A 3,176-nucleotide genomic window follows, 5' to 3' on the forward strand; every position below is an offset into this window, starting at 1 on the left:
GTCGAATTACGCAAAGGCATTGTTTGCTCAACCTCTAAAGTTCTTTATCAGGAGCTAATGGCATTGGCTCAGCAGTATCCACATACTGAAGGCATTGGGCGCTTTTTAATTCATCCAGATTTCCCTGTCGACGTGCGTCATAATGCGAAAATATTCAGAGAAAAACTCGCCATATGGGCCCAAAAGCAATGGAAAGAATAACGATGGATTTGGCAGACTTACATCCTCTGGAGCAAGCTGCATTGAAGCAGTTAGCGCAATCGGTCAGCAAAGTTTTTGTGACCGGTGCGGGTGGCTTTCTTGGATTCGCCATTTGTCAGCGTTTATTAGCCGCTGGAATTGAGGTTGTCGGTTTTGCCAGAGGTCATTACCCTAAGCTTATAAAACTTGGGGTTGATATGCGTCAAGGTGATATTAGCGATTTTGCGAGTGTAAAACAGGCAATGCAAGGTTGCGATTTAGTTTTTCATGTGGCATCAAAAGCTGGCGTGTGGGGCAGTAAACAAAGTTATTTCTCGCCCAATGTCGATGGTGCAGCCAATATCATCAACGCATGCAAAGCGGTTAATATTCAAAGGTTAATTTATACCAGCACCCCGAGTGTAACGTTTGCTGGTGTGGATGAAAATGGCATTAATGAATCTGCACCTTATGCCAGTGAATACCTTAATTACTATGGTGAATCGAAAGCCATCGCTGAGGCCATGGTATTAAAAGCCAATCATTCCATGTTAAAAACGACCGCCTTAAGGCCGCATTTAATTTGGGGGCCAAATGATCCTCATCTGGTTCCGCGAGTGATCGAACGGGCCAAAGCAGGGCGCTTAAAACTGGTAGGACACCAAGATAAACTGGTCGATACGATTTATGTCGACAATGCCGCTTATGCACATATTCTGGCGGCAGTTGACCTTGTTGGCGCCGCCAATAGTGCCGGTAAAGCCTATTTTTTAAGTAACGACCAACCGATTACAATGGCTGCAATGCTTAACCAGATCCTAGCTTGCGTCGATTTACCGCCAGTGACCAAGCGAGTCCCTGCATCTGTTGCTTATGCTGCAGGTGCGCTGCTTGAAACAGTCTACGGCTTAGTTAACAAACAGCAAGAGCCCATCATGACTCGCTTTGTCGCAAGACAATTATCAACCAGCCATTACTTTGATATCAGCGCGGCAAAACAAGATTTAGGCTATCAGCCGCTGGTGAGTATTGAGCAGGGAATGCAAAAGCTTAAGTTATCACTGTCGCACTAATTGCCTGTTAATCATCTGCGTTAGCGGTTTAAGCTGTTAGCGCAAAATACCTTTGATTATTGCCCATGGTAATCTGCACTATAGAAAATCCCCTTACTAAAAACACCACACCAAATGGTTTGTAAAATTGTTTTTACATTAATGGTTTTGGTTATTTTTTAGCAATCGCTTGGTTATATTTTATTCCACTGTATCTTGAATCCCGACCACCATACAAAAGTTACCCTAAAGAGGGCAACAACTCATAACAAGGTGGCGCAGGGAGAAGCAATGCAAGACAACAAGAACAACACATGGAATTTAGCAACTTTAGCTATTCATGGCGGCCATCAACGCGAAGCCTTTGGCTCACTTACTACACCACTTTACCAAACCGCCACATTTGTATTTGATAACGTAGAGCAGGGTGGTGCTCGTTTTGCTGGCGAAGAACCAGGCTATATTTATACTCGTTTAGGTAATCCAACCACTGCAGAACTCGAGCGTAAAATGGCGTTGCTTGAAGGCGCAGAAGATGCGGCCGCAACCGCATCCGGTATGGCTGCTGTATCAAGTGCACTACTAACCCATTTACATGCAGGCGATCACTTGATTGCTTCCAAAGCCGTCTATGGTTGTACCTTTGCGTTAATGACCACTCAGCTGACTCGTTTAGGCATTACCAGCACCTTAGTCGATTTTACTGATATTGCAGCAATAGAAGCGGCTATTATGCCCAATACCAAAGTGATATTTTGTGAAACCCCAGTGAACCCACATTTACAAGTATTTGATCTTGCTGCAATCGCCAAGGTTGCTAAAGCCCATAAATTGGTATCAATAGTCGATAACACCTTTATGACGCCCTTATTGCAACAACCTTTAGCCATGGGGATCGACATGGTGATCCACAGTGCTACCAAGTACTTAAATGGCCATGGTGATGTTATTGCCGGTATTGTGTGTGGTAACGCCGAGCACATGCACCGACTCAAATATGAAATACTCAAAGACTTTGGTGGCGTGATCTCCCCACACGATGCTTGGCTCATTTTACGCGGCTTAAAAACCTTAGATGTGCGATTAACTCGCCACTGTGACAATGCTGAAGTGCTAGCTGAATATTTAGATAAACATCCTAAATTTAGCCAAGTTTTTTATCCAGGGCTAAGTCATCATCAAGGTCATGTTTTTATCGGTAAGCAAATGAAACGCGCCGGAGGAGTGATTGCATTTGAACTCAAAGGCAATAAGCAAGACGCGATCAACTTTGTTAATCGTCTCGAGCTCTTTACCATAGCAGTCAGTTTAGGTGATGCAGAATCCCTAATTCAACACCCAGCATCTATGACCCATTCACCATACACTCCAGATGCACGATTAGCCGCAGGTATCACCGATAATTTACTGCGTATCTCGGTTGGCTTAGAGAATGTAGAAGACCTGATAGCAGATATAGAACAAGCACTGCTGTAATAAAATTATACAAGCGGTAAGTGAATTAGACACCTGGATCCCTGATAACAGCTCTCAGGGATGACGTCCCGGTAGGGCTTACTGTTACATGCCCAATACAACGCTAGTAGGTGATGCTTACCACTACTTAATACGAATAATGCCCACTTCCTCGTCGTTCCGGCAATGCTTTTTAGCCGGAATCCAGGTGTTAGCTTTTTGCTTTTACACAAGGTCAACAGAAACACCTGGATCCCTGATACAAGCACTCAGGGATGACGTGAGGGTGTGGCTTACAGTTACATGCCAATACAAAGCTAGTAGGTGATGCTTACCACTACTTCATACAAACAACGCCCACTACTACGTCATATATGGACCCACCCGTTTTGCAAGTGATTTCGAAGCGTTGATAAACAAATTCATTGCCTTCATATATCCGGCTTGTGAACCGGGTGTTTTATATACCCGCAGCCCTAATGCAATTAG

The 3,176-nt window shown here is 44.2% G+C and carries 2 protein-coding genes and 1 pseudogene; all 3 read left to right on the forward strand.

The features are described 5' to 3' along the window. Positions 1-201, forward strand: a pseudogene (locus H5185_RS21540) (peptide synthase); the annotation flags it as partial. Continuing rightward, a complete protein-coding gene (gene oleD, locus H5185_RS21545; RefSeq protein WP_259396283.1) occupies positions 189-1,253 on the forward strand; it encodes a 2-alkyl-3-oxoalkanoate reductase in 1,065 nt (354 codons plus the stop codon). The pseudogene H5185_RS21540 and the gene oleD, both read left to right, overlap by 13 nt. A gap of 270 nt (positions 1,254-1,523) precedes the next feature. Continuing rightward, positions 1,524-2,708 (forward strand): methionine gamma-lyase, encoded by a 1,185-nt coding sequence (gene megL, locus H5185_RS21550; RefSeq protein WP_182743168.1) that lies wholly within the window; start codon positions 1,524-1,526, stop codon positions 2,706-2,708. The last annotated feature ends 468 nt before the right edge of the window (positions 2,709-3,176 follow it).

Source organism: Shewanella sp. SG44-6 (assembly GCF_014164185.1).
GTDB lineage: Bacteria > Pseudomonadota > Gammaproteobacteria > Enterobacterales > Shewanellaceae > Shewanella > Shewanella vesiculosa.